The organism is Limnohabitans sp. (genome assembly GCF_044373035.1).
In the GTDB taxonomy this organism is placed as follows: domain Bacteria; phylum Pseudomonadota; class Gammaproteobacteria; order Burkholderiales; family Burkholderiaceae_C; genus Limnohabitans_A.
In genome coordinates this window covers 1-24,741 of record NZ_JBILQU010000023.1, presented here as the reverse complement: position 1 = coordinate 24,741, position 24,741 = coordinate 1, and the positions used below count along the sequence as shown (strand labels likewise).

Below are 24,741 nucleotides of genomic sequence, written 5' to 3'. Positions count from 1 at the left end.
CGGTTTTTGTTTGGTAAAAGGTGGGGATGTTTGTCTTGTCTCAATTGATGTCGGCGATCACCCAGCCTGTGTTTTGGCTGGCACTGTGGTGGGGTGTGGCGTTGCTGGTGATCAGCCGCTGGCGGCGGGCTGCCATGGGCATGCTTTGGCTGGGCTTGGCGGTCTTGGGTCTGCTTGGTTTTGAGGCGCTTCCCCATGCCTTGCTGCGCCCGCTGGAGAACCAATATCCGGTGCCGACTGCGGCGGTGGTTGATCGGCATGTGGGGGTGGTGGTGTTGGGCGGTGCCACGCAGCATCCGCGCAGTTACCAGGCGCACGCGCAGGTGCCTTTGGGCGAGGCTGCCGAGCGCATGTCGGTGCCGGTGGGTTTGCTGCGTCAGCATCCGAAGCTGGCTTTGGTGTTTTCGGGGGGCGAGGGGCGCTTGTGGGCGACCGGTGTGACCGAGGCGGAGTTGGCTCGGGCGTTTTACCGGGAGCAAGGGGTGGAATTGGCGCGGGTGACGCTGGAGGCGGGCTCGCGCAACACCCGGGAAAACGCTCGTCAGGTGGTGGCTTTGTTGGGGGCACGCTGCCAGGAGCCTTGGTTGTTGGTGACTTCGGCTTGGCACATGCCCCGCGCTGTGGCCGAATTCGAGTCGTTGGGCTGCCGCGTCACGCCGTATCCTGTGGACTTCAGAACCGGTGCCAGCACGGACTGGTCTGAGTATGCGCTGGCCCGCAGTTTGATGCTGTGGCAAACGGCGCTGCACGAGTGGCTGGGCTTGGCGGTGTACGCCTTGACGCGCTGAGGGGGCTGGAGACCCCGGGTCTTCGCCCGGGGTGACAGAGAGGGGGATGGACTCTGGGTCTTTGCCCGGGGTAACAGACAGGGGATGGACCTCGCATCGGGTGCCGGGTGACAGGGTGTTTTTGTCGTCCCGGACTTGATCCGGGATCCTGGGTTTAGCCTTGTTTGTCGGGCTTGTGGCACAGCGCCAGGGCACCCAACCAGACGATGGCTTGGGCCAGGGTGATGGTGAGGGCCATGCCCTGAAGGCCCCAGTGGGTGCTGGTCCAGGGGGCTGCTACCGTGAGCAGTGCGCCTGCCAAGGCCATGAGCCAGGCGAGTGGGCGTTCTTGTTGTCTGGCCATGAGGTAGGGAGTCATGACGCCGATGCCCAGCGCCAGGGGCAGCAGGGTCAGCACCCAGGGCAGCAGATGGCCTGCGGGTTCAAATGCGAAGCCAAAAAGCAGCTGCATGAGCCAAGGGCCTTGCCACAGGGCGAGGCCGCAAGCGAGCAGGCCGGCCACTGTGACGAGCCACAACAGCCGGTGCAGCAGGGCGCGGCGGGCGCTCTCGTTGGGCAGTTGGCCAAAGCTGCGCAGCAGCACGTTGCCCAAGGGCGCAAAAATCAGCACGGCGGCTTCGGTGAGGCGGGTGCAGGCGGCATACAGTGACAGATCTTCGGCGGGCACTTGCAGCCAGCCGAGCAGGACGATGTCGCCTTTGAGCAGCCAAATGCTGGCCAGGGCCATGAGCACAAAGGGCCAAAGTTGCGGGTAGTCGGCGCTCAGGCCTTTGAATTGCGGACGGATCCACCAGCGCGGTGCAGTCCACACCAGCAGCAGGGCCAGGCCTGCCGCCCAGCCGACAAAAACCCAAAAGGGCGACACGGCCACGAGCACCAGGACCGCCAACACGGCCAGTGCCGATGCGATGCGTGCGGCACTTTGCCAAAGCGCTTCGCGGGCAAAGCGGCCCGTGCCGCGCAGGCGGGCCGATACCGTGTTTGTGATGGCGACGGCGCCCATGCACAGGATGGCCATGGCCAAAGTGGCGGCATGGCCGCTGCCTTGGGCGGAGGGCTGCGGCCAGGCTTGCCAGGCCCACAAGCCCAGCAGGGCGCACAGCGCAACGGTGACCCACAGCACATGCGCGAGGGCGCGGGCCATGAGGGGGTGGTTTTGTTCTGGGTGTGGGCTGTTCAGGGTCCATTGCTGGTAAAGCCGGGCGGGCCAGCCGCCTTCTTGCAGCACCAAGGCCAGTGTGGCCAGGTTGAGCGCCCAGATGTAATGACCAAAAGCGGCGGTGCCCAGCTGACGCCCGAGCCACAGCGTGAGCGCAAAGGAGATGGCGGCGCAAAACAGCGCGCCGCTGGCTTGGGCCCCTACCGATTTGATCAAGCTTGAGCGCATTCAGCCTGCCTTAATGAGATGAAGATGCCGCATTGTCGCCCAGCGTTGAACCGTGCAGGGTGGCCTTTGGTTGGCGATCAAGGGGCAGGCGCTGACGACCAAGCCATTTTTTATCTTCCTGCTTTTTTGCAGGATTTTTTTGGGCCTGTGGCAAGTCGCATAATCGTTGGCCATGAAGTATGTTGTGTATGACTTTTTGCAGGTGGCTGGGGGTGCCGAGCGGGTGACGCTGGCGCTGGCCAGGGCTTTGCCGGGCTTTGAGGTGGTGGTGGCGCGTGTGTCTCCTGCGGCCGGGCCTTTGTTGTTCGGGTTTGGCGCTGGGGTGCGGTCTTTGGGGGGCGCGCGCTCGCGCCGCTTGGGTGGGGTGCTGGAGGCGATCGCTTGTTTTGTGGGGCGTGCTGGCTTTTTGGCGCATGCCGAGACGGTGATTTACAGCGGTTTTTATGCGCCCTTGGCGGTGCACCGCCAGCAGGCAGGGCGGCGCATTTATTACTGCCACACGCCGCCCCGCTTTGCGTTTGAGTTGCAGTCTTTTTACCGTGCGCGGTACCCCTGGTTTTTGCGGCCGCTTTTTGATGTGTTCACCGCATGGCTGCGTGTGCGTTATGTGCGCGCGGTGCAGGCCATGGATATGGTGCTGGCCAATTCGGACAATGTGCGCAGGCGTTTGGAGGTGTGCTGCGGGGTGCAGGCGCAGGTGTTGCATCCGCCGGTGGATGTGGCGCGTTTTGGGTGGTTGGCCGATGAGGGGTATTTTTTGTCCACGGCCAGGCTAGAGCCTTTGAAGCGGGTCGAGGTCTTGGTGCAGGCGTTTTTGCAGATGCCGCACCAGCGCTTGGTGGTGTGTTCAGGCGGCGCTGAGTTGGCAACGCTGGTGGCCTTGGCTGTGGGTGCACCGAACATTCAATTTGTGGGCTGGACGTCGGACGCAGAACTGGCCGACTGGGTGGGGCGAGCGCGAGCGACCTTGTATGTGCCGGTGGACGAGGACTTTGGCATGTCGCCGGTGGAGTCGATGGCGGCGGGCAAGCCCGTGATTGGTGTGGCCGAGGGGGGCTTGCTGGAGACGGTGTTGGACGGGCAGACGGGCGTGCTGTTGTCGCCCGCGTTGGGGGTTCAGGCGGTGTGCGCGGCGGTGGAGTCGATGACGGCCGAGCGGGCACGCGCAATGCGTGCCGCTTGTGAGGCCCGTGCCCAGGTGTTTCGCTCGGAGGTTTTTGAGGCGCGCATCCGGGCTTTGGTGAAGTGAGGCTTCAGCGCGTGACAGGCGTGGCTGTGGGGGCGTTGGCAGCCGGCTCGCCAGCGGGCCTGGGCGGGTTGGTGCGTGGGAACTGGACCGGGCGGTTGGTGTTGGCGTTGGCGTTGGCGTTGGCGTTGTTTTTCTGCAGGGTTTCGAGGTAGCGTTCTTTTTGCAGGGTCACCAGGGCTTGGACGTCGCTGTTGAGTTTGTCGACGTTGCCCACCGCGCCTTTGAGGGCTTTGACTTCGTTGCCCAGGCTTTGCACGGCACCGGCTTGGCTTTGCAGGCGGCCGTTGATGGCTTGGACTTGTTTGAGCAGGTTGTCGCTGGTGGCGGCGACTTGTTTGGCGGTTTCTCCGGGCACGGTTTGGACCATGGTTTCGGATTTTTTGAGGGCGTCGCTGATGCGCGTTTCGATCTGGCCTTGGGTTTTGGCTTGCTCGACTTGTTGCGCCGTCAGACTTTCGATGCTGCGGTTGATGACGTCGAGCGATTCGAGGCCGACGTTGAGGTCGACCACGCGCTTGCCAACCGCCAGCATCATGGTGTCGAGTTGGTTGATGCGGCTGTTCATGCGCACGCCCATGACCAAAAAGAAGATGAGACAAATCACCATCAGGCCGCCTGTGGCACCCAGCAGGATCAGGGCCTTTTTGTGGCCGACTTCGGTCAGGTCTTTGAATTCGGTGGTGGCCTTGTGCATGTTTCTGCTGGCGGCGGCGGCGGATTCGGCGGACCTGCTGGCGATGTCGGCCGAGTCGAGCACGACTTGGGCCAGCGATTGGTATTGCCGGTAGGCGCGTTCATCGACGGCGAGGCCTTGGTGCTGGCGCGGCTCGGGGGCCTGTGCCGCAGCGCTGGGGGCCGCGGCTGGGCTTGGGGCCTTGGCAGTTGCAGTGGCTGGGGGCGTGTCGTTGTCGCTGCTGGGGGCTTGGGCGGCGTTGTCTTCGCTGCCGGGGGCATCCGTGAGGATGGGTTCGGTGGGGGTGAAGTCTTTGTCGCTCATGGTCGTTTTCCTCGGGCTGTGGGCATCTGCGGGAGTCGCTGGAGTTGTTCTGCCAATTGGGCGTTACGGGCTCTGAGTTGATCGATGCGGGTTTTGACGGGGTTGTCTTGTTCCCAGACGGGTTCGGTCGGTGTGGGGGCGGCTTCTTGAACTTGCGCTTTGGCGCTGCTGGAAGGCAGGGCGTTGCGCAATTTGGGTTGGGGTCTGGCGGTTTTGCCGGATGCGGTTTTGGGCTTGACGGGCTTGCTCGGGGCTGGCGGGGGCGGGCTGATGGCGGCTTTGGCCCGCACGGTTTTGACAGGCGCAGCGGGGGGCTCGATGGGCTTGATTTTGGGGGTTTTGACGGGCATCACCTTTTGAATGTTGGTGGGGCTGTCGTCGGCGGGTTCCGAGGTTTTGAATTTTTGGGTGTTTTGGCGAGCAGCCACGTTGGAGCCCGCGGGGATGTTGACGGCGTGGGCTTTGTCGCTGCGGATGAGGGTGTTGGGTTTCATCGCGGGGTGTCCTGTTTGGGCAAGGCGGTTTTGATTTGGGTTTGCAGGCTGCGGGTGGGCCTGACCCAACTGCCGTTGGGGATGCCGGGTTTGCGGGCGGCTACGAGGCCGTCATTGACTTGGGCATAGGGGCCGGAGACGATGACGAAGTGCGCCACGCTGTCGCCGGTGTGGTAGGCCTCGACGATGGCGATGGTTTTGATGTCGGACAGGCTTTTCAGGAGCTCGAGTGCTTTGTCGTAGGTTTTGGCGGTGCCGTATTGCAGCAAGAAGCTTTGGGGATCGAGGTCCTTGATCCAGGTTTGAGTTTGGCGAATGTCCGTGCCGCTGCTGGCAGGCTGCGGACTGGGCCCCGGGGTGGCTGGGCTGGGCTGTGCGGTGGGGCCGGGTGCGGGCTGTGGGGCAGCGCTTGGACCGGGGGGCGAGACGGGGGTGCTGTCAGCGACAGGCGTGGCAGGTGCGGCGGTGGCAACGGGAGCGGCTGGCGTAGCGGGGGGCGCTGCTTCTTGACTTTTCACGACCCGGGTGGCGGGTGTTTTCAGGCCGAAGGATTGCGGTTGCAACAACAGCATGATGAAGACGGACAGCATCAGCGCCGGAATGAGCAGCAAGGCCAGCATTTTGGGCTGTTTGACCCAGGCGCGTGGTGGTTTGGATTGGGCCAGCCCGGAGAGGCTTTGCAGCTTGGCTTGACCGTGCTGGTGCCAGCCCAGGATTTTTTGTTTCAAGCTGCTGCTGGCGATCGGTGCGGCCTCGGGTTCTGACGCCATGCTGGCGACCAGGGTGTTGACATCCAAGGGGACCGCAACCGCGGGGTGGTCCATGCGTTTGAGCATTTGGATGAGGGGGCCGCTGCGGCCTTCGCTGCTGGCCAGTGCCAAGGCGGCCTCGACTTGTTCTGAATTGGGCGCTTCGATGTCCCAGCGCAGCAGCTTGCGGCCAAATGAGGTCAGGGTGATGTTTTGCCTTTTGGCACCCGACATGAGCAAGATGGCGCGGATGTTGGCCCCGGGGAAATTTTGAATCAGGCGGGCCAGCAGTTGGACTTCGGCTTCGGGCAAGGTGTGGGCATCGTGCACGATCCAGATTTGCGCGCTTTCGGCGGCCATGGAGGCTCGGGTGGCTTGTTGCACCGATTGCTGGGCCAGCACTTCGTTGAAGCGGGCCAACAGCGAGTCGGTGTTGGCTGGGAAGTAGACCTCGATGCTGTGCTCTGGGGCTTGTTGCCGCAGTTGCGCCAGCATCAGGTTCAGGTAGTGGTCGAGCAGGGCTTCGTGTTCGCAGAACAAGGCCAGGCTCAGGCCTTCGCGGGCCACGGCATTGGCGCAGCCGGCGATCCGCATGCGGTCGGCCGAGCGGAAAACGAAGTCGTTCACGGTGTGAACGGTAGAGGGGATTGGGATGTTCATGCGGTGGCCCCTGGGACTGGGTCGCGCTTGCCTTCAGGACTGAACAGCATGCTGGGGGGGACGGTGACTTGGGGTCTGGGGCGAGGCGGGTTCAGGGGCGAGGCCGCTTCGAGGCTGAAGACGTAGGCGATGACTTGGGCCACGGCGTGGTAAAGGTCTTCGGGCACTTGGCGCTCGACTTCGGTGGTGAAGTAAATGGCACGGGCCAGTGGGGCGGCTTCGAAGATGTGGATGCCGTGGTTTTTGGCTTCGGCGCGAATCAGGGCGGCCATGTGGTCAGAGCCTTTGGCCACCATGATGGGCGCACCGTCGCCGGTGGGGTCGTACTCGAGGGCCACAGCGAAGTGTTCGGGGTTGGTGATCACGACGTCGGCATCTTTGATGCGGTCCATCATGCGCGAGTTGGCCATTTCCCGTTGACGCCTGCGGATCTGCGCCTTGACTTCGGGGCTGCCTTCCATTTGCTTGTATTCGTCTTTGACTTCTTGCTTGCTCATGCGCATGCGTTTGGTGAAGCTGTGCTTTTGCCAGGGCACGTCGATCAAGGCGATGACGGCCAGGCTGAGTGACACCCACAGGCCCGATTGGAGGATCATCTTGCCTGCCGCGTCCAGGGCGGGCTCCAGCCCCATTTGGCCAATTTGGACGAGCGAGTCCATATGGGCCATGAGCGACCACCACAGCACGGTCGCGACCAGCACAAACTTGAGGATGGCTTTGCCCAGTTCGACCAGGGCGTTGGTGCCAAAAATGCGCTTGAGCCCACTGATGAGGTTGAGCTTGGAGCCCTTGGGCATGACGGCACTTAGGGAGAACAGGTAGCCCCCGGTGAGGCCCGAGGCGATGACGGCAGCCACCATGGTGAAGAGGATGACGGGCATCACGAGAATGAAGGCGGCCAGCAAGTGCTCTGCAAAGTGGGCGGGCAGGAGCAGGGGTTTTTCGACCAGCTGGCGGTCGAACACGAAGCCTTGCGCGAACACGGCGGAGAGCCGGGTGATGAGCCAGCTGCCCGTGACCATGAGCATGGCAATGGAGCCAATGACGATGACGGCGGCAGGCAGTTCCATGGAGCGGGCGACTTGGCCATCGTCGCGCGCTTTTTTGAGCTTTTGCGCCGTTGGGTCTTCGGTTTTGTCTTGTGCGGTTTCAGACACGGGGCGCTCCTACGACGTCACGAACCAGCGAAAAGCCTTGAACCCAAAGCCACTCGATGCGCGCGCCAATGCTGTCGAGCGAAATGATGAGGATGACAAGACCCGCCATGATCATGGCGGGAAAGCCCACAGCAAAAATGTTCAGGCTGGGTGCGGCGCGTGTGACGATGCCCAGGCCGACGTTGATGAAGAGCAGCGAGACCATGACGGGCAGGGCCATGAGCACGGCGCCCAGGAACATCATGGAGCTCCATTGCAGCACCCGGCCGTAGACGGCTTGGTTGAGGATGTCGGTGCCAATGGGCAGGGTGTTGAAGGATTCGAGGATCAGACCCAGCAAGATGGCATGCCCCCCGAAGCCGACAAAGATGAGGGTGGACATGACGATGAGCAGCTGCGAGATCACGGGGACGTTGCCCATGTTGGGGTCGATCATGTTGGCCATGGACAGGCCCATGGCGGCGGCGATGCTTTGGCCCGCCACCACCACGGCCGCGACCACGATTTGCAGGATCAGGCCCATGGTGGCGCCGATCATGATTTGGTTGAAGACTTCGAGCAGGCCTTGGGCGCTGGTGGGGTCGATCACGGGCCAGGTGTAGAGGGGGTAGACCAACCAGGCCAGCACCAGCGCCACCAGGATGCGCATGCGGGTGTTGAAGGCGCTGAGCGAGAAGATGGGCGCGGTGATCATGAGGGCCGAGATGCGCAGCATGGGCCACAAAAAGGTGTAAAACCTTTCGATGACATCGGCGGCCAGGAAGTTCATGGGGTGACCTGTGGGCGGCTCAGATGAACAGGGTCGGGATGCGCTCGAAGATACTGCGCGTGAAGTCGACCAGGGTGACCAGCATCCAGCTGCCAAACAGCAACAAGGCCAGGGCCATGGCAATCAGCTTGGGGATGAAGCTGAGTGTCATTTCGTTGATGGAGGTGGCGGCCTGGATGATGCCGATGAACAGACCCACGGCCAGTGCCACCATCAGCAGCGGGGCGCTGACCAGGGCGATGGTCCAGAGGGCGTGGCGGCCCAGGTCGATGACGGTGGCGGTGTCCATGGTGATTTTCCTTTAGGGCATGGCAAAACTGCCAGCCAGTGAGCCCATGATCAGGCTCCAGCCGTCCACCAGCACGAACAGCATGAGTTTGAAGGGCATCGAGATCATCATGGGCGAGAGCATCATCATGCCCATGGACATGAGCACGCTGGCGACGATGAGGTCGATGACCACGAAGGGGATGTAGATCAGAAAGCCGATGGTGAAGGCGCTTTTGAGCTCGGAGGTGAGGAAGGCGGGCACCAAGGTGGTGAAGGGCACGTCTTGCGGGCTGGTGAAATTGGTGTTGCGCGCGATGTCCATGAACATGGCGATGTCGTCTTCGCGGGTTTGCAGCAGCATGAAGGCGCGGATGGGTTTTTCTGCCGCGGCCAGGGCTTTGTCGAAGCTCAGGCCTTGGTTCATGTAGGGCAGCAGCGCGTTTTGGTACACATCGGTGAGCACCGGGGTCATGACAAACAGGGTGAGAAACAGCGACAGCCCAACGATGACCATGTTGGGGGGGGTCTGGCCGGTGCCCAGGGCTTGGCGCAGCAGCGACATGACGATCACGATGCGCACGAAGGCGGTCATCATGAGCAAGACCGAGGGCAGCACCGACAGCGTGGTCATGAGCGCCAGCAGCTGCAGCGTCAGGCTGTATTGGGTGCCTTTGCCGGTGTTGGTGGCAGTGATGGCGGGCATGTCAGGGGCCGCTTGCGCCAGCAGGGGCAAAAGGCTGAGGGCAAGGGCAAAAATCAGCCCGAGGGTGACGTGGCGCTTCATGGCGTTTGGGTTTCTAGGGGTTCAACAGGTGCAGGCGAAGGCTCATTCGCAGAGGCTTGCACGGGCCAGGGGGACAGGGCGGTCATTTGGTGGGCCGTCACGCCGACCAGCACGTCCTGGCCGTCGACCTGGATGAGGAGAATTTTTTGTCGCGGGCCGACGGACAGGCTTTCAATCGTTTGCAGACGTTGTGAGTTTTTGCGCAGAAAACTGGCACCGCTTTGCATTTTGCGAAGGCCCCACAGCACGGCCAGCAGCAAGCCGATGACCAGCGCGAAGCTGAACGCGTATTGCAGCCAGTCGGTGAAGGTCCATCCGGTGTTCATGGCCGGCTTTTTAGAGGTTGTCCAGCCGCTCGGAGGCGGGCACCACGCGGGTCAGTCGGATGCCGTAGCGGTCGTTGACGAGCACGACTTCACCTTGTGCGACCACGGTGTTGTTGACCAGCAGGTCAAGGGGTTCGCCCGCGATGCGGTCGAGTTCGACCACGCTGCCTTGGGTCAGGCGCATGAGGTCACGGATTTTGATTTGGGCGCGGCCCACTTCGATGGAGAGCGTGACCGGGATGTTTTGCAACACGTCGGTGTTGATGTGGCCTTTCTCAGTGGCTTCAATCGGGGTTTCGGTGGGGGTCAGTTCGCTCATGGGCGTTCCTTGGTGTGGGGTTCAGGTGGGGGCGTTGGGGCTGATGGCGTTGACGATCTTGATCGCCACTTGGCCAGCCATGGCACCGACTTCGACGTCGTAGACCGGCATGTCCTGGATCATGGCGCGGGCGAAGTCGGCTTTTTTGAAGGGCAGGACGTCCCCCGGTTGCATGGTTCGCAGTTGCTCCAAGGACAAGCTGAGTTTGCCCAGATGGATGCGCATGTCCAACTCGGCATCGTGCACGGCGTCGTTCAGTTGGGCGCGCCAGATTTTGTCGGAGTCTTCGTTGCCGTCGCCGGTTTGCACGCGGCTGCGCAGCAGGTCGCGCACGGGCTTGAGGGCCACGTAAGGAATGACCATGTCGAGATAACCGGAGCCTTGTGAGGTCGCTTCGGATTCGAAGCGGCTGAGGATGACGAGGTCGTTTTCGTCGACGATTTGGGCAAACTGGGGGTTGATTTCAGAGCTGATGTGCTCGAAGTCGACCGGGGTCAGCGGGGACCAGGCTTCTTTGAAGGATCGGAAGAAAACCTGCAGGATGATTTTGATGATGCGGGTTTCAGTGGGGGTGAACAGCCTGCCCGGGGGCAGTTGGCCAACGCCGCGGCCAAAGCCGCCAAAGAAGCTGTCGAGGGAGCTGAACACCACGGTGGGCTCGATCACCACCATGGCATAGCCGCGCAGGGGGCTCATGCGCACGATATTGACCGACAAGGGGGACTTGAGGTCTTTGAGGTAGTCACCAAAGCGCATGATCTGTGTGCGCGTGGGGTTCATTCGGGGGCTGGTGCGCAGCACTTCGAGCATGCCCAGTCGAAACAAGCGGATGAAGCGCTCGTTGATCATGTCCAGCGATGCAACGTTGACGCCCAGGCTGCTGTCTTCTGCGGCCAGGTCGTGTTTGCGCACCTGAACGTCCAGGTTGTAGCCCGGTGAAGTGTGGGTGTCGTCGTCGCTCAAACTGGCCGACAAAGCGGCCAGTTCTTCACTGGACAAGAGGGATTGGGATTCAGCCATGGTCAAGCAGCAGGGTGGGGTTTACTGGGCCACAAAGCTGGTGAAAAACACTTCTTCGATGCCGCCAAAGTCTTCGTATTTTTCCAGGACGGCATTGAGCTCAATGCGGATTTTTTCGGCCATTTTTTTGCGGAAATCAGGCTGGCTCAAATCGGCATCCGTGGTCAGGCGCATCACGTCCAGTGCGGTCGCACGCAGCGCAAATTCATGTTTTTTGACGTTTTTGAAGACGCGCTCGTCGTAGTGGGTCATGATGGCCAGCTTGACCTGAATCACTTTGCGTGAGTTGGTGAGGTTGGCCACCAGGTCTTTTTCGAGTTCCAGGTAATGGTTCTCGAAACGGGTCAACTCGGGTGAGTCTTTGGTGACCTTTTTGGGCTGCGCCTCACTCGCTGCATTTTTGGCCCCAGAGGCTTCTTGCTCCAGCGCTTTCAGTTGTGCTTCGGCAGCGGAGGTGTCTTTTTTGTCGAAAAAGCCCGTGACAAACAAGGTGCCCACCACGGTGCCTGTCAAGACCAAGATGGCCACGACGGCGATCAGAATGATCTTGACCAGTGGTGATTTCTTTTTGACTTCGACTTCGGTTTCTTCATCTGCCATGGTACGTCCTCGTTGGTTGGCTGTCAGACCAAAACGTCCAGACCATCATTGGGGTCCTTGACGCGCGGTGCTCGGGCTATTTCTGGGGTGGTGTCCTGGCCGCTTTCTTTGGGCTGCTTGGGCGTGCCTTTGGAAAAACCAGGTGTCGGGTCTCCGCCACTTTGGCCGGTCTGACCACCACCTACATGGATGTTAGCAACATCCATGCCCATTTGGCTCAGTGTTTCCCTGAGTTTGGACATGCCATCTTGCAACAGATCGCGGGTGGTGGCGTTGGGTGCGGTGAACACGGCGTCAAATTCGCCGCTTCGCATCCGCATTTCAATTTCGATGTGGCCCAGAGTAGCGGGGCGCAGTTGGAGTTTCAGGTGCCATTGGCCTCTTTCCATCTCCGACAGGATGCGTTGTCCCACGGCTTGGCCCATTTTTTCGGCCAGGTTCTGGATGTTTTCGCTGCGGGCATTGGGGTCGGGCAGGTCGGGTGCGGGGCCGCTGGCGTTGGTGGGGTCGTTGCGTGGGTGGGCCTGTGCGTCCCAGCGGGAGGCAAAGTTGGCGTAGGCCGTGCCGTGGGTGCCTGTGCTGTGGGCGCCGCCTTCGGTGACCAGCAGTTGCCGGAGCGTTTCGCCGCCCCAGTCCGCGCCCAGGTCCAACTCGCTGAGGCTGATATCGGCTTCTTTGGGTGCGCTCTCGGTTTGCTGCAGCACGCTTTGCAAGACGTTGCGTTGCATCCAGACGGCTGCCGGGGGCGGCATGCGCAGCATTTGGAGAGGCAGCGCTTCTTCGGTGCTGGGGGTCGCCGTTGGCTTTTTGGCTTGACCCGTGTCGTCGGCCATGGCCCAAAGGGCTTGCGCTGCGCTCATGGCATGGCCCAGCAAGCTTGTGGCCGCGACGGTGGTTTGCCCATTGGCGGCTGGGCTGAATTGCCCTGTAGCAGCAGCGGTCTGCGGGGTCGCCGGTGCTTGCCCTGGGAGGGCGGGTGCCTGTGGGCTCGCCGGTGCTTGATCTGAGAGGGCGGGGGTCTGTGGGGTTGCAGGTGCTTGATTTGAGAGGGCGGGGGTCTGTGGGGTTGCCGTTGTTTGCCCTGTGAAACCACTGGACTGGATAGCCTGTTGGATAGCCGGTGGGCTGCCTTGGACGTTGCCCGGGTTCTCGGTTGACCCGAAGGCAGTGCCTGTGGTCACGACATTGGCGCTGCTGGGGTTGGTGGTCAGGGTGGCAGACAGGGTGGCAGGCTGGGTGCCTGCGTGGCCGCCAAACAGCCAATGAACAGCATTTTCATCCAGTCCCTGGGCGCGGGCAAATGCTTCCAGGCTTTGTGAGTCCGGGGGGGAGGTTTCAGGCGTGATGACGCTCAGATGGGGTCCCAGGATGACGGCTTTCAATGTCACGGCATTCTGGGGTTCGGCGGGTGTGCCCAGCTCGGCCGCCAGCCCGTTCAGGCTGAAAGGGACGGCAATTTCCTGCCCTGGCTGTTGTGCCAGCTGCGTTTCCTTGTCTGCGATCTCGGCTGAGCTTTCGGTCTGGGCTTGGATCAGGTCAGACATGAGTTGCCCAAAGCTTTGCCCATCCGTGCTGGGGTTGGCGTCTGATTTGAATTCTAAAGTACCGGTATTTGGGGCGGCACTGGCTTGGCTGAGGTTGTCGCTGAAGGTAATGGTCATGGGTTGAGCTTTTCCAAAGGTATCTGTTCCTGAAACGGCGGCGGCCAATCTTTGCCGTTCTTCTGTCTTGGCCATGTATTGAGCAAGTTGCGCACCAGCTTGGGCTGGTTCATTGCAAAGGCATGGTTTGGGGCACGGCGCTGTCAGTCTGGTTGGCACACAGCTTGCTTCATGGTGTTGAGAAACCGGTATACCTTGATTTTCCTCCTTCAAACAGCGGCCTTTTGAACATGAACACCTTGACCCTGTCAACGATCCGACAGAATTTGTCGCGCTACGATCTGGCGGGTTTGGGCTTGCCCGTTCTGGTCCTGTTGATCATGGCGATGTTGGTGATTCCACTGCCGCCCTTGCTGCTGGACATCTTGTTCACCTTCAACATCATGATCAGCTTGGTGGTGATCATGATCGCGATTGGCACCCGCAAACCGCTTGAGTTTTCGTCTTTCCCCTCGGTGTTGCTGTTTGCCACCATGTTGCGACTGGCCTTGAACGTGGCCTCCACCCGTGTGGTGCTGGTCCATGGCCATGAGGGGCCTGATGCGGCCGGTAAAGTGATTGCGGCGTTCGGCGAGTTCGTCATCGGCGGCAACTATGTGGTCGGTTTCATCATCTTCGTGATTTTGATGATCGTGAACTTTTTTGTGGTGACCAAGGGCGCGGGTCGCGTCTCTGAGGTCAATGCCCGCTTTACGCTGGATGCGATGCCCGGCAAGCAGATGTCGATCGATGCCGACCTGAACGCCGGCGTGATCGATCAGGAAACCGCCAAAAAACGCCGGGAAGAATTGGCGCAGGAGTCTGACTTTTTCGGCTCCATGGACGGTGCCTCTAAATTCGTGAGTGGCGATGCGATTGCCGGCCTGTTGATTTTGATCATCAACATCGTCGGGGGCTTGGCCATCGGCATTGGCCAGCACAACTTGCCCGTGGGCGAGGCGACCAAGTTGTATATCCTGTTGACCATCGGTGATGGCCTGGTGGCCCAGATTCCTTCTTTGTTCCTGTCGCTGGCCACCGCCATCATCGTGACCCGGGTGACGACCTCTGAGTCCATGACCGAGCAGGCGAGCGCCCAATTCTCGAATGTGCCGGCCTTGTTCATTTCGGCTGGCATTTTGACCATCATGGGTTTGGTGCCAGGCATGCCCCATCTGGTGTTCCTGACGCTGGCCGCCGCCACGGCTGGGATGGGCTTGATGGTTTTGCGCAAGCAGATGCAAACGGAGAAAAGTTTGGCCGCGCCCGCTTTGCCCACCCATGAAGGACCCAAGGAACTGGATTGGGACGATGTGGAGCAGGTGGATTTGATTGGCCTGGAAATTGGCTATGGCCTGATCCCTTTGGTCAACCAGGAGTCGGGTGGGCAGTTGATGGCGCGCGTCAAGGGTGTGCGTAAAAAACTGTCGGCCGAATTGGGTTTTTTGGTGCAGCCGGTGCGCATTCGAGATGCCCTGAACCTGGAGCCGGATGCGTACCATATCGTCTTGAATGGTGTGGTGCGTGGCCGTGGCGAAGTGAAAGTGGGCCGCGAGTTGGCCATCAACCCCGGCAAGGTGTATGGCAAGGTCGAAGGTCAGCCGACCAAAGAGCCTGCATTTGGCCTGGAAGCGGTCTGGATTGAGCCGGCTTGGCGCGATCAGGCCCGCGCTTTGGGTTACACCGTGGTGGACCCGAGCACGGCCATTGCTACCCACATGAACAAGGTTTTGCGTGACAGCGCCCATGAGTTGCTGAGCCACGACGAAGCCCAAAAACTGCTGGACAAGCTGGCGGCCAAGTCGCCCAAACTGGTTGAAGAGCTGGTGCCTGGCAAGTTGTCTTTGGGCGTGGTGACCCGCACGCTGCAAAACCTGCTGCAAGAATCTGTGCCGATTCGTGACATGCGCACGGTGGTGGAGGCTTTGACCGAGGTCAGCGGCCGCACGCAAGATCCCGACCAATTGGCGCAGTTGGTTCGCCCCAAGCTGGGCCGCATGATAGTTCAGGGCTTGCTGGAAAACCGCGACACCTTGTCGGTGCTGACGTTGGATCCTCAATTGGAGCAGTTGCTGCACAACGTGCTCCAACAAAACAATGGCTCGGCTGGCATGGTGCTGGAGCCGAGTCTGGCCGAAAGCCTCTTTACCGCTTTGCGCGAAAGTGCCCGCACCACCGAAGAGCAGGGCTTTCCGGCTGTGCTGGTGGTGTCGCCTGCGATTCGCCCTTGGATGTCCAAGGCCGTGCGCTTTCGTGTCAGCGACCTGACGGTACTGTCTTACAGCGAAATTCCGGACGACCAGCCGGTCAAAGTGATCAACACCGTGCAAGCCGATCCCCGCAACAACCCTTCCGTTACCAAGGCCTGATAGATCATGGAACTCAAACGCATCCTCGCTCGCGACAGTCGCTCTGCCAACGAAAAGGCTATTCAGTTGTATGGATCGGACGTGTTGATCATCTCCACCCAGCGACTGGACAATCAAACCGAGCTGATCGTGGCCGTGGACCTGGATGCCCAGCCAGCGCCAGAAGTGTCCGCACCGGCTGTTGTAGAGGTGAACGGCCAAGACGGTGCGGCGGCGCCTTTTGTGCCGTTTTCTCAACTGTTCCAAAGCGCCAGCTCTTTGTCGCCTTTGTTGCCTGAGGCGTCCTTGCCGGATTGGGGTCTGCCGCTGGAAGCGGCAGTGGCGGCGAAACAGGTGGAGGCACAAGCCGAGCAATTGCGCCACGAGGGCCAACGCAGCCATGAAATTGTGGAATTGCTGCGCCTGGAAATGGCAGCCCTGCGCAAGGAGTTCAGCCTGTCGCGACAGATGATGCCTTGGCAAGATGGCCTGCGTTTGTCACCTGCCATCCAGCAATTGTGTTTGGCCATGAATGAAGTGGGCATGCCCGCCGGTCTGCGCGCTTTGCTGACCGACAGCATCCAAGAGTTTGAGAGCGTTCAAGACGCTTGGCCAGTGATGCAGGGTCTGCTGGTCAGTGCTTTGCGTCGTGCAGCCATGACGCCACCCGAATCAGGCGTTCATGCCTTGTGCGGTCCTTCTGGTTCTGGCAAAACCTCCATGGTGGGTCGCTTGGCCTTCGCCGCAGCGCACGTCCATGGGGTCGACAGCCAGGTCTTGGTCAGTTTTGCCGATCAGCGCCCCGGGGCCTGGGCCCAGATGCAGTTGTTGGCGGCTCAGTCGGGTGTGGCTTGCATGCGTGCCGCCAACTCGGACATGTTGCGCATCTTGTTGCAGGAGTTGGAAGGTAAAACGGTCTGGATCGACACGTGCGGGACGGATTTCTGTGCCCAAGCCGAGTTGCTGCAAACCGAGCATCCGAAGGTCTTGCGCCATGCCGTGTTACCGGTTGATGCTACAGTGACCAGTGTGCAAAAGATTCTTAAAAATTCTGCTTTGAGCTGGTCCTCCTTGATGTTGAGCAAGGTGGATGAGGCCGCGTATCCCTGGGCGCTGATCAAGGGCTTGAGCGAGCAGCCTTTGGGTGTTTCCTGTGTGGCGGGTTCCAGCCGCATTGATCACGCGGCAGAGCCTTTTGATGCCTCGCGTTTGGTGCAATTGGCGTTGACCCCTTTGGCAGAGCATTTACCTTTGGCGCCCGTTGCGCAGACCGCGATGCCTGTGCCTTTGCTGGAGCCTGTGACGATCCATGCGCCTGTGCGCGTTTCCCGCGCCAAAAAACCACCGGTTGTCAAAGCGCCTAAATCCCTCACCAAGGCTGCGAAGTTGCGTGGCAAGAACGCGGTGGATGAAGTCACCGTGATCCCAAGTTTTATGTGCAACCAGCCCAAGACCCCCTCACGACGACCCTCCGCCAAAGCATCTTCCACCTTGAAAGTTGCGCATGGATAAGCCCAACTTTCCTCAGGTCATTGGTGTCGCCAGCGGCAAGGGGGGGGCTGGCAAAACCACGGTCTCCATCAATCTGGCAGTGGCCTTGGCCATGCGTGGCCACAAGGTCATGCTGCTGGACGCTGACCTGGGCATGGCCAACGCCCAAATTGCCTTGGGTGCTTATGCCCCCTTCAACATCAGCCATGTGCTCAACGGCGAAAAAACGCTGGACGAAGTGTTGGTGACCACCAAGCAGGGCGTTCGCTTGGTGCCGGGTGCTTCGGGCTTGCGTGACATCGCAGCGCTCGATACCCAGCAAATCGCCAGCATGATCCGCGCCTTTGATGGCCTGCAAGAGCCGGTGGATTACCTGGTGGTGGATGTGGCGGCGGGCATCGCCCCGGCCGTGCTCGATTTCATGGCCGCTTGCCAGCGCCGTTTTGTGGTGGTGTGTGACCAGCCTTCGTCCATTGCCGATGCGTATGGCTTGATCAAGGTCATGTCCACCGAGCAATCGCTGGATGAGATTTACCTGATCCCGAACATGGTGGGCAATGCCCACGAGGGAAGGCAACTTCACCGCCGCCTGAACGATGTGTGCAACCGTTTCCTGGGGGTTTCGGTCAGGTTTTTGCAGTCCATTGAGGCCGATGAGTTGGTCCTGCAGTCCTTGCGCAAATACCAGACGGTGCTGGAGTTTGCCCCCGGCAGCGCCGCAGCTCGCGATTTTCGGGCTTTGGCCGACGCCATCGATCAGCTGCCGCCCGTGGATGGGCCGTCGGGACGTCTGCAGTTTTTTGCCGAGCGCATGCTGCGCGTTTCTGCGCTGAGGTGATCAACGTGTCCAAGACCATATCCCTTTACGAACAGGTAGACAACCGCCATGAGTCATTGATCATCGCGCACATGCCGATGGTCAAGCGTGTGGCCATCCACCTGAAAGCCCGTGTTCCCCCTTTTATGGAACTCGACGAGTTGATCCAGGTGGGGATGGTCGGGCTGATTGAGGCGGCACGCTCGTTTGACCCGACCAAAGGGTTCGAGTTTGAGCACTTTGCGTTGAGCCGTGTTCGTGGGGCCATCCTGGACGAGGTGCGCAGGCAGTCCTTTTTGCCGCGGTCGGCTGTGGCTTTCAACAAAAGCGAAAACGAGGCGGTGCATGTGTTGGCCGCCGAGTTGGGCCGTGCGCCCACCCAGTCCGAGCTGGCCTTGTTCATGGGCAAGGAACTCGACGATTTCCAACGTGAGCGTGGCCAAGCCAAGCGTTTTGAGACCTATTCCATGGAAGTGGTCAGCGACGAGGTCATGAGCATGCCGGGGGACAGCGCATTGCAGCCTGAGGTCATGGTGGAAGAGGCTGAATTCATGGACGCCGTCGTGGACGCCATCGACGAATTGCCCGAGCGCGAGAAGCTGGTGATGAATCTCTACTACGTAGAAGAGTTGAACCTGAAAGAGATTGGGGAAGTGCTGGGCGTCAGCGAGTCAAGAGTCAGTCAAATTTTGTCCACGGTGGTCAAAAAACTGCGACACACACTGCAGGTCTGATGACAAAATGATAAAATTGTCAGAACATGGCGTCCATTTTTTCCCTTTTTTCCCAAAAAAATCCTGAAGAAGAAATGAGGAAGGCGCAAGCGCTTTTCGAAAAACTCATCGCATCCGAATCCGATTCACGAGAAAGCAGGAACTTGCGCATGCGCATGGGGTTGCTGTGTCGTGCGCACCTGGACAAATCGTTTGTGACAGGCGCTGAACAAACGTCCGCTTGGCAGGAGTTGGCTTCTGTGGCCATCGCCAAAGGAAATGAGAAGCCGCCCGAGCCTGAACCTTCCCTGTTTCAAAAAATCAAGGCGGGTGAAAACGAGGTCTATGTTTATCTGCCCGAAGAGTATGCCCACGAAGCTTTTTTTCTGGGCGGGCGCTACCAACGAGCGGAAATTCCTGCGCTCAAGGCCATAGAGACCATGCAGGGCTTGGCCAATCAACTGTGCTACTACGAGTTGAAACTGGCAGAGCCTTTCCAGATTTTACAGTTTTTGCGGGACGAATTGGCCCAGTCACCCGACGATGAGGCTGCTTCAGGGATGCCCTGATGGCTTGATTCACTGATTTGGAGTGGGTCTTTATGGATGCTTTTGTATCTGCTTTGATGGCCATGGGCATTTTGGTGCTTTTGGTGTGCATCCTTTATCTGCTCGACCGGGTCAATAACCTTGAGAAGCAAACCCGCCAATTTAGCCAGTCCCTTAAATCTCAAAAAGATGTGGTTCCCTCAGGGCCTTTTGCTGGTTTGAGTTCAAAAAAACTTTGGGATGCGATGACAGGGCGGGTGCCTGAGGGATTGGATCTTGATGTGATCGATGAGGTTCGGCTGCACTATGAAATGGTTTTGCACAAGCACGTTGACGCGATTTTTCAAGAGGGCGTCAATGACGGTCGGATGGGCGCGATGGCTGAGCCCAAAAACACCAAGTTGATCAACACCGCGCGCGGTCCGGTGGAGTCATGGCTGCCCTCCGCACAGGTCAATACCCTTTACAAATGTGGCCTGGACAGTGTCCAGCTGCCTGCAGATCAGCTCGAAACGGTTCGCCTCGCCCTTGATGAAGCGGGCCAAACCCTGTACAGCAAAGCGATGGTGAATTTGGCTCAGCCCTTGTCGGTCAGCTTGATGCCGCGGCTCGGTGCCGAGATGCCCGTTCTGGTGCCCCCATCGGCGCCTTGAGTTTTTGTCCTTTGTTGCGCCTCGGTGGCTCAAGTTTCCCCCGGCCTTTCCGATACTGTTTGTACAAGCAGTTAATTAAAGGTTTTCCACCATGCGTGCATATTCAAGAGCGGCTCAAAGTTACGGTTCGGTACAAGTGGTCACAGGCGTTGCCACAGCGGACAATGTTCAACTGATCCAGATGCTGTTTGACGGTTTGACCGAAAGCTTGTCTTCGGCCAAGGGCCATATCCAAAACAACGTGATTGAAGAAAAGTCCAAAGCCCTGTCACGCGCAGGCCGCATTGTGGTGGGTTTGCAGGGGGCGCTGGATTTCGAGCGTGGTGGCGAGTTGGCTCAAAACCTCAACGAGTTGTATGCCTATGTGACCCGCCGCTTGTTTCACATCAATGCCTACAACGATCTGACAGCGCTCGAAGAAGTTCAAAGTCTCATCAAGGACATCACCGAGGCTTGGAAGACTCTGCCCAGCCTGCTGGGCCAGACCCAGCCAGCTTTGCGTTACACCAACTGAAGGGTTGACCTTTCTGATGCGGCCTCTTGATGGGTCACAAGGCTGAATTTTTGACGCGGCTAAGGCTGAGTCGGGCGTGGGGAAGTGGTCTGCCCGACAGGGATCGAACCTGTGACCCACAGCTTAGAAGGCTGTTGCTCTATCCAACTGAGCTACGGGCAGAAAAAATATGCAGCATGCACACGCAGAATAAACACAAAAGGCCCTTGATGGGCCTTTGTTGTTGGATTCAATGTGTTCAATGCGCTGGTTGGGCATTGAATGAAATGGTCGGAGCGGCGGGATTCGAACTCGCGACCCTCTGCTCCCAAAGCAGATGCGCTACCAGGCTGCGCTACGCTCCGACTGATAGCTATTCTAACCCCCAAATGAGGGGGTATCAGAGACGAGCGCTAAAAAAATCTGATCAGTTTTTGGCGCCATGCGCCCATGCGCGTTCGCGGCTGGCGGCCAGCGCCATGGCGTCAGGTGTTGACAAGTCCCAAGCCTGCATGTGGTCCAGGCTGATGTCGGTCAGGGCATCGATCCACTGCGCGTGGTTGTTCAGGCAGGGGATGTAACTGAAGCTTTCGCCCCCCGCGTGCAGATAAGCTTCCTTCGCTTCTTGCTGGATTTCCTCCAGCGTCTCCAGACAATCGCCTGTGAAGCCAGGGCAGATCACGTCCACCTTTTTTACGCCTTGCTGAGCCATCGCCACCAGCGTGGGCTCGGTGTAGGGCTCCAGCCACTTGGCTTTGCCAAAGCGCGATTGGAAGGTGAGTTTGTATTGGTCTTTGGACAGGCCGAGCGCTTCGGTCAGCAGGCGGCCGGTTTTCATGCATTCGCAGTGGTACGGGTCGCCCAAATGCAGGGTGCGCTCGGGCACGCCATGGAAGCTCATCACCAATTGTTCGGATTGGCCGTTGGCAGCCCAGTGTTCACGAACCGTCTGCGCCAGCGCGGCGATGTAGCGCGGGTCGTCGTGGTAGTGGTTGACGAAGCGCATCTCGGGAATGAGCCGGGTTTTCAAGCCCCAGTGGTAAACGGCATCGAACACACTGGCGGTGGTGGTGCCGCTGTATTGAGGGTAAGCGGGCACGATCAGCACGCGCTGAACGCCTTCGGCCTTGAGGGCGCTCAGTTGTTCCGGAATGGAGGGCTGGCCGTAGCGCATGGCGTAACGCACGCTGACGTTGTGGCCGCGCTCTTGCAGTGCCGTGCCCAGCGACTGGGCTTGCTTTTCAGTGAAAACTTTGAGTGGCGAACCACCCTCGGTCCAGATGCTGGCGTATTTGGCGGCCGATTTGGCGGGGCGCACGCGCAAGATGATGCCGTGCAGGATCAGCCACCAGATAGGTTTGGGGATTTCAACCACGCGACTGTCGCCCAAAAATTCAGCCAAATACTTGCGAAGCGCTGGCGCAGTGGGCGCGCTGGGTGTGCCCAAGTTGCAATACAGCACCGCTGTGCGGGCGGCTTGACCATGCTGAAAGGAGGGTTCTTTTTGGAATGCCATGCGGTATTCTCCCACCACCATGATTGACATTTCAAAAATCAAAGCCATTTCTCTTGATTTGGACGACACCTTGTGGCCCGTTTGGCCCACGATTGGCCGTGCCGAGGCTGTTTTGCAGGCTTGGCTGTCTGACCATGCGCCGGGGACGGCGGCCTTGTCGGCCGACTTGGCGTTGAAGCAGGCGGTTCGCGCCGAGGTCAATGCCCGCCACGCCGATCGGGCGCACGACCTGTCGTTTTTGCGCCTGCAGTCGATACGCGCCTTGTTGCAGCAAGCCGGTGACCCGGTGCACTTGGCGGAGGCCGCTTTTGAGGTGTTTTTTGCCGAGCGCCAGCAGGTGGACCTGTTTGACGACGCCTTGCCTGCGCTGGTTTTTTGGAGCGCCAAGTACCCGATCGTTGCGCTGTCCAATGGCAACGCCGATGTCCACCGCGTGGGCATTGGCCAGCACTTTCACGCCAGCGTGAGCGCCCAGTCTTTGGGGGTGGCCAAGCCGGACTTGCGCATTTTTGTGGCTGGCGCGGCGGCAGCGGGCGTGCAGACCCACGAGGTGCTGCACATTGGCGACGATGCGCACGCCGACTGCGTGGGCGCATTGGCCGCTGGCATGCAAGTGGCCTGGCTCAACCGCGAAGGCCACGACTGGACCCACGGCGACACCCGGCCGCACCTGGAAGTGCGAGACTTGCACGCGCTGTGCGCCAGCTGGCCTGATTACGTCGCTTAGGTCGGCGGCTTCAGCCCCGACATGAGGCCTGAGCTATTCGAATATCAGGAGACAGAGATGACTTTGAAAATTTACGGCATCAGCGCATCCCGCGCCGCGCGGCCCTTGTGGGCTGCATTGGAATTGAGCGTTCCGTTTGAGCACATCGCCATGACCTACAAGGCGGGCGCGACACGCACGCCCGAGTTTTTGACGCTCAACCCCAATGGTCACATTCCGGTGCTGGTGGACGAGCGTGACGATGGCACGGTGACGGTTTGGGAAAGCATGGCTTGCGCTTTGTACATTGCCCGTGTCCATGGCCGTCCCGATGGCCAGTCGATCACCCCCGCCACACCCCGCGAAGAAGCCGAAACTCTGCGCTGGAGTTTCTGGACGGTGACCGAGCTGGAAAAAGACGCGCTCACCGTGCTGATGCACCGCATGGCCATGCCCGCTGACCAGCGCAAGCCCGAACTGGCCGAGCAAGCCGAAAACCGCTTGAAGGTGCCCTTGGCCGTGCTACAAGCGCATCTGCAAGCCCAGCACGCCCATGGCCAGGCGCATGTGGCGGCTGATCGTTTCACCGTGGCCGATGTGTGTGTGGCCAGCGTGGCCAACTGGATTCGCCCGGCCCCGGGCTTGCTGGCGCAATACCCGGCGGTTTCGGGCTGGCTGCACTCGTGCATGGAGCGCGAGGCTCAAAATCGCGTGCGGGCGATGCCTTGAAGGTGAAGCCTGTTGGCGTATGAATTTCCCGAACGGGAAATTTAGCAAGCCATGACCAATATTTGTTCATCTCAGCAATTGGGCGATGCCATCCGCACCGCCCGCAAGCAGCTCGCACTCACGCAGCCGCAGTTGGCCTTGGTCGCAGGGGCGGCTGAGTTTTTGCTATGCCCCTGGCTGGCTGGCGCAGCCGACTGCGGTGGCGTTGTCCATGTGTTTGCCTCTTCAGGCCGAGCCTTTCGACGATCACAATAGTCGTCCCTTTTTTGCAGGACTGTTGCCCGAAGGGCAGTTGCGCCGTTTACTTGCACGCCATTTGCAAATCTCAGGGCAGAACGATTTCGCGCTGCTGGACCACATCGGCGGCGAATGTGCCGGAGCCGTGAACTTTTTGACGCGAGACCAGACTTTGCCGGCAGCCGCAAGCGCTGACGATGTGCAATGGCTGAGCGATGAAGAAGTCGTTTTTATTCTGGATGAGTTGCCGCATCGTCCCATGCTGGCGGGTCAGGATGGGTTGCGGCTGTCTTTGGGCGGTGCGCAGGACAAACTGCCTGTGGTTTTTGATGGCCATCGTATCGGCTTGCCGCGCAACGGCACACCCAGCGCTCACATCTTGAAGCCGCCGATTCATGCCGTGGAGGACAGCGTGATCAACGAGGGCTTTTGCATGGCCTTGGCCGAAGCCATGCAACTCAGGCCTGCGAAGTCACAAATTCATGTTGTGCTGAATCGTCTGTTCTTGTTGGTCGAGCGCCATGACCGAATCAAGGAGACACAAGGCCGCAGGTTGCGCCTGCATCAGGAAGACTTTTGCCAGTCGCTGGGCGTGGTGCCTGAAATGAAATACCAGAACGAAGGGGGTCCGGGTCTGGTGCAGTGTTTCGATCTGGTTCGCCGTGTCACACGCCCCAGTTCGCCTCACGTTTTGCGTTTGTTCGATGGTGTGATCTTCAATGTCTTGGTCGGCAACCACGATGCGCATGCCAAGAATTTCTCGCTGTTGTACGCGGGCCAGACGCCTGTTTTGGCACCTTTTTATGACCTGCTCTCAATGGCGGTGTCTCCGACGCTGGCGCCCAAGATGGCCATGAAAATCGGCAGCCAATACAAGTTCAGCGAAGTTCAGGCACGGCATTGGGAGCAGTTTGCGCAAAGCGCAGGGTTGGCCAGATCCCCAGCCAGAAAACGCATCTTGGAATTGGCCAAGGCACTGCCCGGTGCCGCCCGCTCACTGCAGCAAGCCAGTGGCAGCCGATATTTGGGGAATGCCGTGGTGGAGCGCATCGTGGTGTTGATCGAGCAACGCTGCGCTTTGACGGTTCAACGGCTCAGCGCTCCGATGACCGATGAGGCTGTTTCACCCGAATGATGTGATGGCTACGCGGCGACTCAAAACCGCCCCAGCGCCTGCATCTTCCACGCCAGCCACAGCTTGCGCAGCGGCGTCAGCGCAATGCGCTGGTGCAGCACCTGATAGCCCGAGGCCTCGATCTCGCGCAGCAAGGTGCGGTAGAT

At 59.9% G+C, this 24,741-nt stretch carries 26 protein-coding genes, 2 tRNA genes and 1 pseudogene; 12 read left to right on the top strand and 17 right to left on the bottom strand.

Going from position 1 to position 24,741, the window contains the following annotated elements:
* Positions 1–47 precede the first annotated feature (47 nt).
* Entirely contained in the window at positions 48–788 is a 741-nt protein-coding gene (locus tag ACIQ47_RS05705) for a YdcF family protein (RefSeq protein ID WP_396437227.1), read from the top strand.
* A 154-nt stretch (positions 789–942) separates the two neighbouring features.
* Here ACIQ47_RS05705 and ACIQ47_RS05700 read toward each other — a convergent pair whose 3' ends face one another.
* Entirely contained in the window at positions 943–2,175 is a 1,233-nt protein-coding gene (locus ACIQ47_RS05700; protein WP_396437226.1) for a lipopolysaccharide biosynthesis protein, read from the bottom strand.
* 172 nt (positions 2,176–2,347) lie between these two features.
* On the opposite strand from ACIQ47_RS05700, the gene ACIQ47_RS05695 reads away from it, so the two are divergent.
* Entirely contained in the window at positions 2,348–3,424 is a 1,077-nt protein-coding gene (locus ACIQ47_RS05695; RefSeq protein WP_396437225.1) for a glycosyltransferase, read from the top strand.
* Positions 3,425–3,428: 4 nt separating this feature from the next.
* Here the strand turns inward: ACIQ47_RS05695 and ACIQ47_RS05690 are convergent, their stop codons facing one another.
* From ACIQ47_RS05690 to ACIQ47_RS05635, 12 genes are read right to left on the bottom strand one after another with little or no spacing between them, the layout of a single operon-like run.
* On the bottom strand, positions 3,429–4,421 hold the full coding sequence (locus ACIQ47_RS05690) for a hypothetical protein (protein ID WP_396437224.1): 993 nt from the start codon (positions 4,419–4,421) through the stop codon (positions 3,429–3,431).
* Positions 4,418–4,915: a hypothetical protein gene (locus tag ACIQ47_RS05685; RefSeq protein ID WP_396437223.1), complete on the bottom strand. Its 498-nt coding sequence runs from the start codon at positions 4,913–4,915 to the stop codon at positions 4,418–4,420. The genes ACIQ47_RS05690 and ACIQ47_RS05685 overlap by 4 nt, the downstream gene beginning before the upstream one ends.
* Positions 4,912–6,324 carry a hypothetical protein gene (locus tag ACIQ47_RS05680; RefSeq protein ID WP_396437222.1) on the bottom strand — a complete coding sequence of 471 codons (1,413 nt, stop codon included), beginning with the start codon at positions 6,322–6,324 and terminating at the stop codon, positions 4,912–4,914. The genes ACIQ47_RS05685 and ACIQ47_RS05680 overlap by 4 nt, the downstream gene beginning before the upstream one ends.
* The gene (gene flhB, locus ACIQ47_RS05675) at positions 6,321–7,481 is read right to left on the bottom strand and encodes a flagellar biosynthesis protein FlhB (RefSeq protein ID WP_396437221.1); all 1,161 of its coding nucleotides are present in this window, start codon (positions 7,479–7,481) and stop codon (positions 6,321–6,323) included. Before flhB ends, ACIQ47_RS05680 begins: the two co-directional genes overlap by 4 nt.
* The gene (gene fliR, locus ACIQ47_RS05670) at positions 7,474–8,250 is read right to left on the bottom strand and encodes a flagellar biosynthetic protein FliR (RefSeq protein ID WP_396437220.1); all 777 of its coding nucleotides are present in this window, start codon (positions 8,248–8,250) and stop codon (positions 7,474–7,476) included. The genes flhB and fliR overlap by 8 nt, the downstream gene beginning before the upstream one ends.
* A gap of 19 nt (positions 8,251–8,269) precedes the next feature.
* The gene (gene fliQ, locus ACIQ47_RS05665) at positions 8,270–8,539 is read right to left on the bottom strand and encodes a flagellar biosynthesis protein FliQ (RefSeq protein WP_396437219.1); all 270 of its coding nucleotides are present in this window, start codon (positions 8,537–8,539) and stop codon (positions 8,270–8,272) included.
* A 12-nt stretch (positions 8,540–8,551) separates the two neighbouring features.
* Positions 8,552–9,304, bottom strand: a complete 753-nt coding sequence (gene fliP, locus ACIQ47_RS05660; RefSeq protein ID WP_396437218.1) for a flagellar type III secretion system pore protein FliP — start codon at positions 9,302–9,304, stop codon at positions 8,552–8,554.
* Positions 9,301–9,630, bottom strand: a complete 330-nt coding sequence (fliO, locus tag ACIQ47_RS05655; RefSeq protein WP_396437217.1) for a flagellar biosynthetic protein FliO — start codon at positions 9,628–9,630, stop codon at positions 9,301–9,303. Before fliO ends, fliP begins: the two co-directional genes overlap by 4 nt.
* A gap of 10 nt (positions 9,631–9,640) precedes the next feature.
* Positions 9,641–9,949 (bottom strand): flagellar motor switch protein FliN, encoded by a 309-nt coding sequence (fliN, locus tag ACIQ47_RS05650; protein WP_396437216.1) that lies wholly within the window; start codon positions 9,947–9,949, stop codon positions 9,641–9,643.
* A 21-nt stretch (positions 9,950–9,970) separates the two neighbouring features.
* Positions 9,971–10,969: a flagellar motor switch protein FliM gene (fliM, locus tag ACIQ47_RS05645; RefSeq protein ID WP_396437215.1), complete on the bottom strand. Its 999-nt coding sequence runs from the start codon at positions 10,967–10,969 to the stop codon at positions 9,971–9,973.
* 21 nt (positions 10,970–10,990) lie between these two features.
* Positions 10,991–11,569: a flagellar basal body-associated protein FliL gene (fliL, locus tag ACIQ47_RS05640; protein ID WP_396437214.1), complete on the bottom strand. Its 579-nt coding sequence runs from the start codon at positions 11,567–11,569 to the stop codon at positions 10,991–10,993.
* Positions 11,570–11,592: 23 nt separating this feature from the next.
* Positions 11,593–13,230 carry a flagellar hook-length control protein FliK gene (locus ACIQ47_RS05635; RefSeq protein ID WP_396437213.1) on the bottom strand — a complete coding sequence of 546 codons (1,638 nt, stop codon included), beginning with the start codon at positions 13,228–13,230 and terminating at the stop codon, positions 11,593–11,595.
* A gap of 230 nt (positions 13,231–13,460) precedes the next feature.
* Here ACIQ47_RS05635 and flhA point away from each other — a divergent pair, with 230 nt between their 5' ends.
* The 7 genes from flhA to fliS all read left to right on the top strand — a co-directional run bounded on the left by flhA (position 13,461) and on the right by fliS (position 20,293).
* Positions 13,461–15,578, top strand: a complete 2,118-nt coding sequence (flhA, locus tag ACIQ47_RS05630) for a flagellar biosynthesis protein FlhA (RefSeq protein ID WP_396437212.1) — start codon at positions 13,461–13,463, stop codon at positions 15,576–15,578.
* Between the two features lie 6 nt (positions 15,579–15,584).
* Positions 15,585–17,069, top strand: a complete 1,485-nt coding sequence (locus ACIQ47_RS05625; RefSeq protein WP_396437211.1) for a hypothetical protein — start codon at positions 15,585–15,587, stop codon at positions 17,067–17,069.
* Entirely contained in the window at positions 17,062–17,886 is an 825-nt protein-coding gene (locus ACIQ47_RS05620; RefSeq protein WP_396437210.1) for a MinD/ParA family protein, read from the top strand. The genes ACIQ47_RS05625 and ACIQ47_RS05620 overlap by 8 nt, the downstream gene beginning before the upstream one ends.
* Positions 17,887–17,891: 5 nt before the next feature.
* The gene (fliA, locus tag ACIQ47_RS05615; RefSeq protein ID WP_396437209.1) at positions 17,892–18,599 is read left to right on the top strand and encodes an RNA polymerase sigma factor FliA; all 708 of its coding nucleotides are present in this window, start codon (positions 17,892–17,894) and stop codon (positions 18,597–18,599) included.
* A 26-nt stretch (positions 18,600–18,625) separates the two neighbouring features.
* Positions 18,626–19,147: a hypothetical protein gene (locus ACIQ47_RS05610; RefSeq protein WP_396437208.1), complete on the top strand. Its 522-nt coding sequence runs from the start codon at positions 18,626–18,628 to the stop codon at positions 19,145–19,147.
* 32 nt (positions 19,148–19,179) lie between these two features.
* Positions 19,180–19,779 carry a hypothetical protein gene (locus ACIQ47_RS05605; protein ID WP_396437207.1) on the top strand — a complete coding sequence of 200 codons (600 nt, stop codon included), beginning with the start codon at positions 19,180–19,182 and terminating at the stop codon, positions 19,777–19,779.
* Positions 19,780–19,870: 91 nt separating this feature from the next.
* The gene (fliS, locus tag ACIQ47_RS05600; protein WP_396437206.1) at positions 19,871–20,293 is read left to right on the top strand and encodes a flagellar export chaperone FliS; all 423 of its coding nucleotides are present in this window, start codon (positions 19,871–19,873) and stop codon (positions 20,291–20,293) included.
* Between the two features lie 85 nt (positions 20,294–20,378).
* Here fliS and ACIQ47_RS05595 read toward each other — a convergent pair.
* The 3 genes from ACIQ47_RS05595 to hemH all read right to left on the bottom strand — a co-directional run bounded on the left by ACIQ47_RS05595 (position 20,379) and on the right by hemH (position 21,788).
* A tRNA-Arg gene (locus ACIQ47_RS05595) sits at positions 20,379–20,455 on the bottom strand.
* A gap of 105 nt (positions 20,456–20,560) precedes the next feature.
* Positions 20,561–20,637, bottom strand: a tRNA-Pro gene (locus ACIQ47_RS05590).
* A 62-nt stretch (positions 20,638–20,699) separates the two neighbouring features.
* Positions 20,700–21,788, bottom strand: a complete 1,089-nt coding sequence (gene hemH / locus ACIQ47_RS05585) for a ferrochelatase (RefSeq protein WP_396437205.1) — start codon at positions 21,786–21,788, stop codon at positions 20,700–20,702.
* Positions 21,789–21,807: 19 nt separating this feature from the next.
* Between hemH and ACIQ47_RS05580 the strand changes: the two genes are divergently transcribed.
* The 3 genes from ACIQ47_RS05580 (at position 21,808) to ACIQ47_RS05570 (ending at position 24,595) form a co-directional block, all read left to right on the top strand.
* Positions 21,808–22,515 (top strand): HAD family hydrolase, encoded by a 708-nt coding sequence (locus ACIQ47_RS05580; RefSeq protein WP_296292062.1) that lies wholly within the window; start codon positions 21,808–21,810, stop codon positions 22,513–22,515.
* Positions 22,516–22,572: 57 nt separating this feature from the next.
* Positions 22,573–23,223, top strand: a complete 651-nt coding sequence (locus tag ACIQ47_RS05575) for a glutathione S-transferase family protein (RefSeq protein WP_396437204.1) — start codon at positions 22,573–22,575, stop codon at positions 23,221–23,223.
* Positions 23,224–23,308: 85 nt separating this feature from the next.
* Positions 23,309–24,595, top strand: coding sequence for a type II toxin-antitoxin system HipA family toxin (locus ACIQ47_RS05570; RefSeq protein WP_396437203.1), 1,287 nt, complete (start codon positions 23,309–23,311; stop codon positions 24,593–24,595).
* 20 nt (positions 24,596–24,615) lie between these two features.
* Here ACIQ47_RS05570 and ACIQ47_RS05565 read toward each other — a convergent pair.
* A pseudogene (locus ACIQ47_RS05565) lies at positions 24,616–24,741 on the bottom strand (squalene synthase HpnD); the annotation flags it as partial.

Excerpts from the sequence above, each read along its gene's own strand:
- ACIQ47_RS05705 (WP_396437227.1), top strand. The coding sequence starts at position 48 with ATGTCGGCGATCACCCAGCCTGTGTTTTGGCTGGCACTGTGGTGGGGT.
- ACIQ47_RS05700 (WP_396437226.1), bottom strand. The coding sequence starts at position 2,175 with ATGCGCTCAAGCTTGATCAAATCGGTAGGGGCCCAAGCCAGCGGCGCG.
- ACIQ47_RS05695 (WP_396437225.1), top strand. The coding sequence starts at position 2,348 with ATGAAGTATGTTGTGTATGACTTTTTGCAGGTGGCTGGGGGTGCCGAG.
- ACIQ47_RS05690 (WP_396437224.1), bottom strand. The coding sequence starts at position 4,421 with ATGAGCGACAAAGACTTCACCCCCACCGAACCCATCCTCACGGATGCC.
- ACIQ47_RS05685 (WP_396437223.1), bottom strand. The coding sequence starts at position 4,915 with ATGAAACCCAACACCCTCATCCGCAGCGACAAAGCCCACGCCGTCAAC.
- ACIQ47_RS05680 (WP_396437222.1), bottom strand. The coding sequence starts at position 6,324 with ATGAACATCCCAATCCCCTCTACCGTTCACACCGTGAACGACTTCGTT.
- fliR (WP_396437220.1), bottom strand. The coding sequence starts at position 8,250 with ATGAACTTCCTGGCCGCCGATGTCATCGAAAGGTTTTACACCTTTTTG.
- fliQ (WP_396437219.1), bottom strand. The coding sequence starts at position 8,539 with ATGGACACCGCCACCGTCATCGACCTGGGCCGCCACGCCCTCTGGACC.
- fliP (WP_396437218.1), bottom strand. The coding sequence starts at position 9,304 with ATGAAGCGCCACGTCACCCTCGGGCTGATTTTTGCCCTTGCCCTCAGC.
- fliO (WP_396437217.1), bottom strand. The coding sequence starts at position 9,630 with ATGAACACCGGATGGACCTTCACCGACTGGCTGCAATACGCGTTCAGC.
- fliN (WP_396437216.1), bottom strand. The coding sequence starts at position 9,949 with ATGAGCGAACTGACCCCCACCGAAACCCCGATTGAAGCCACTGAGAAA.
- fliM (WP_396437215.1), bottom strand. The coding sequence starts at position 10,969 with ATGGCTGAATCCCAATCCCTCTTGTCCAGTGAAGAACTGGCCGCTTTG.
- fliL (WP_396437214.1), bottom strand. The coding sequence starts at position 11,569 with ATGGCAGATGAAGAAACCGAAGTCGAAGTCAAAAAGAAATCACCACTG.
- ACIQ47_RS05635 (WP_396437213.1), bottom strand. The coding sequence starts at position 13,230 with ATGACCATTACCTTCAGCGACAACCTCAGCCAAGCCAGTGCCGCCCCA.
- flhA (WP_396437212.1), top strand. The coding sequence starts at position 13,461 with ATGAACACCTTGACCCTGTCAACGATCCGACAGAATTTGTCGCGCTAC.
- ACIQ47_RS05625 (WP_396437211.1), top strand. The coding sequence starts at position 15,585 with ATGGAACTCAAACGCATCCTCGCTCGCGACAGTCGCTCTGCCAACGAA.
- ACIQ47_RS05620 (WP_396437210.1), top strand. The coding sequence starts at position 17,062 with ATGGATAAGCCCAACTTTCCTCAGGTCATTGGTGTCGCCAGCGGCAAG.
- ACIQ47_RS05610 (WP_396437208.1), top strand. The coding sequence starts at position 18,626 with ATGGCGTCCATTTTTTCCCTTTTTTCCCAAAAAAATCCTGAAGAAGAA.
- ACIQ47_RS05605 (WP_396437207.1), top strand. The coding sequence starts at position 19,180 with ATGGATGCTTTTGTATCTGCTTTGATGGCCATGGGCATTTTGGTGCTT.
- fliS (WP_396437206.1), top strand. The coding sequence starts at position 19,871 with ATGCGTGCATATTCAAGAGCGGCTCAAAGTTACGGTTCGGTACAAGTG.
- hemH (WP_396437205.1), bottom strand. The coding sequence starts at position 21,788 with ATGGCATTCCAAAAAGAACCCTCCTTTCAGCATGGTCAAGCCGCCCGC.
- ACIQ47_RS05580 (WP_296292062.1), top strand. The coding sequence starts at position 21,808 with ATGATTGACATTTCAAAAATCAAAGCCATTTCTCTTGATTTGGACGAC.
- ACIQ47_RS05575 (WP_396437204.1), top strand. The coding sequence starts at position 22,573 with ATGACTTTGAAAATTTACGGCATCAGCGCATCCCGCGCCGCGCGGCCC.
- ACIQ47_RS05570 (WP_396437203.1), top strand. The coding sequence starts at position 23,309 with ATGCCATCCGCACCGCCCGCAAGCAGCTCGCACTCACGCAGCCGCAGT.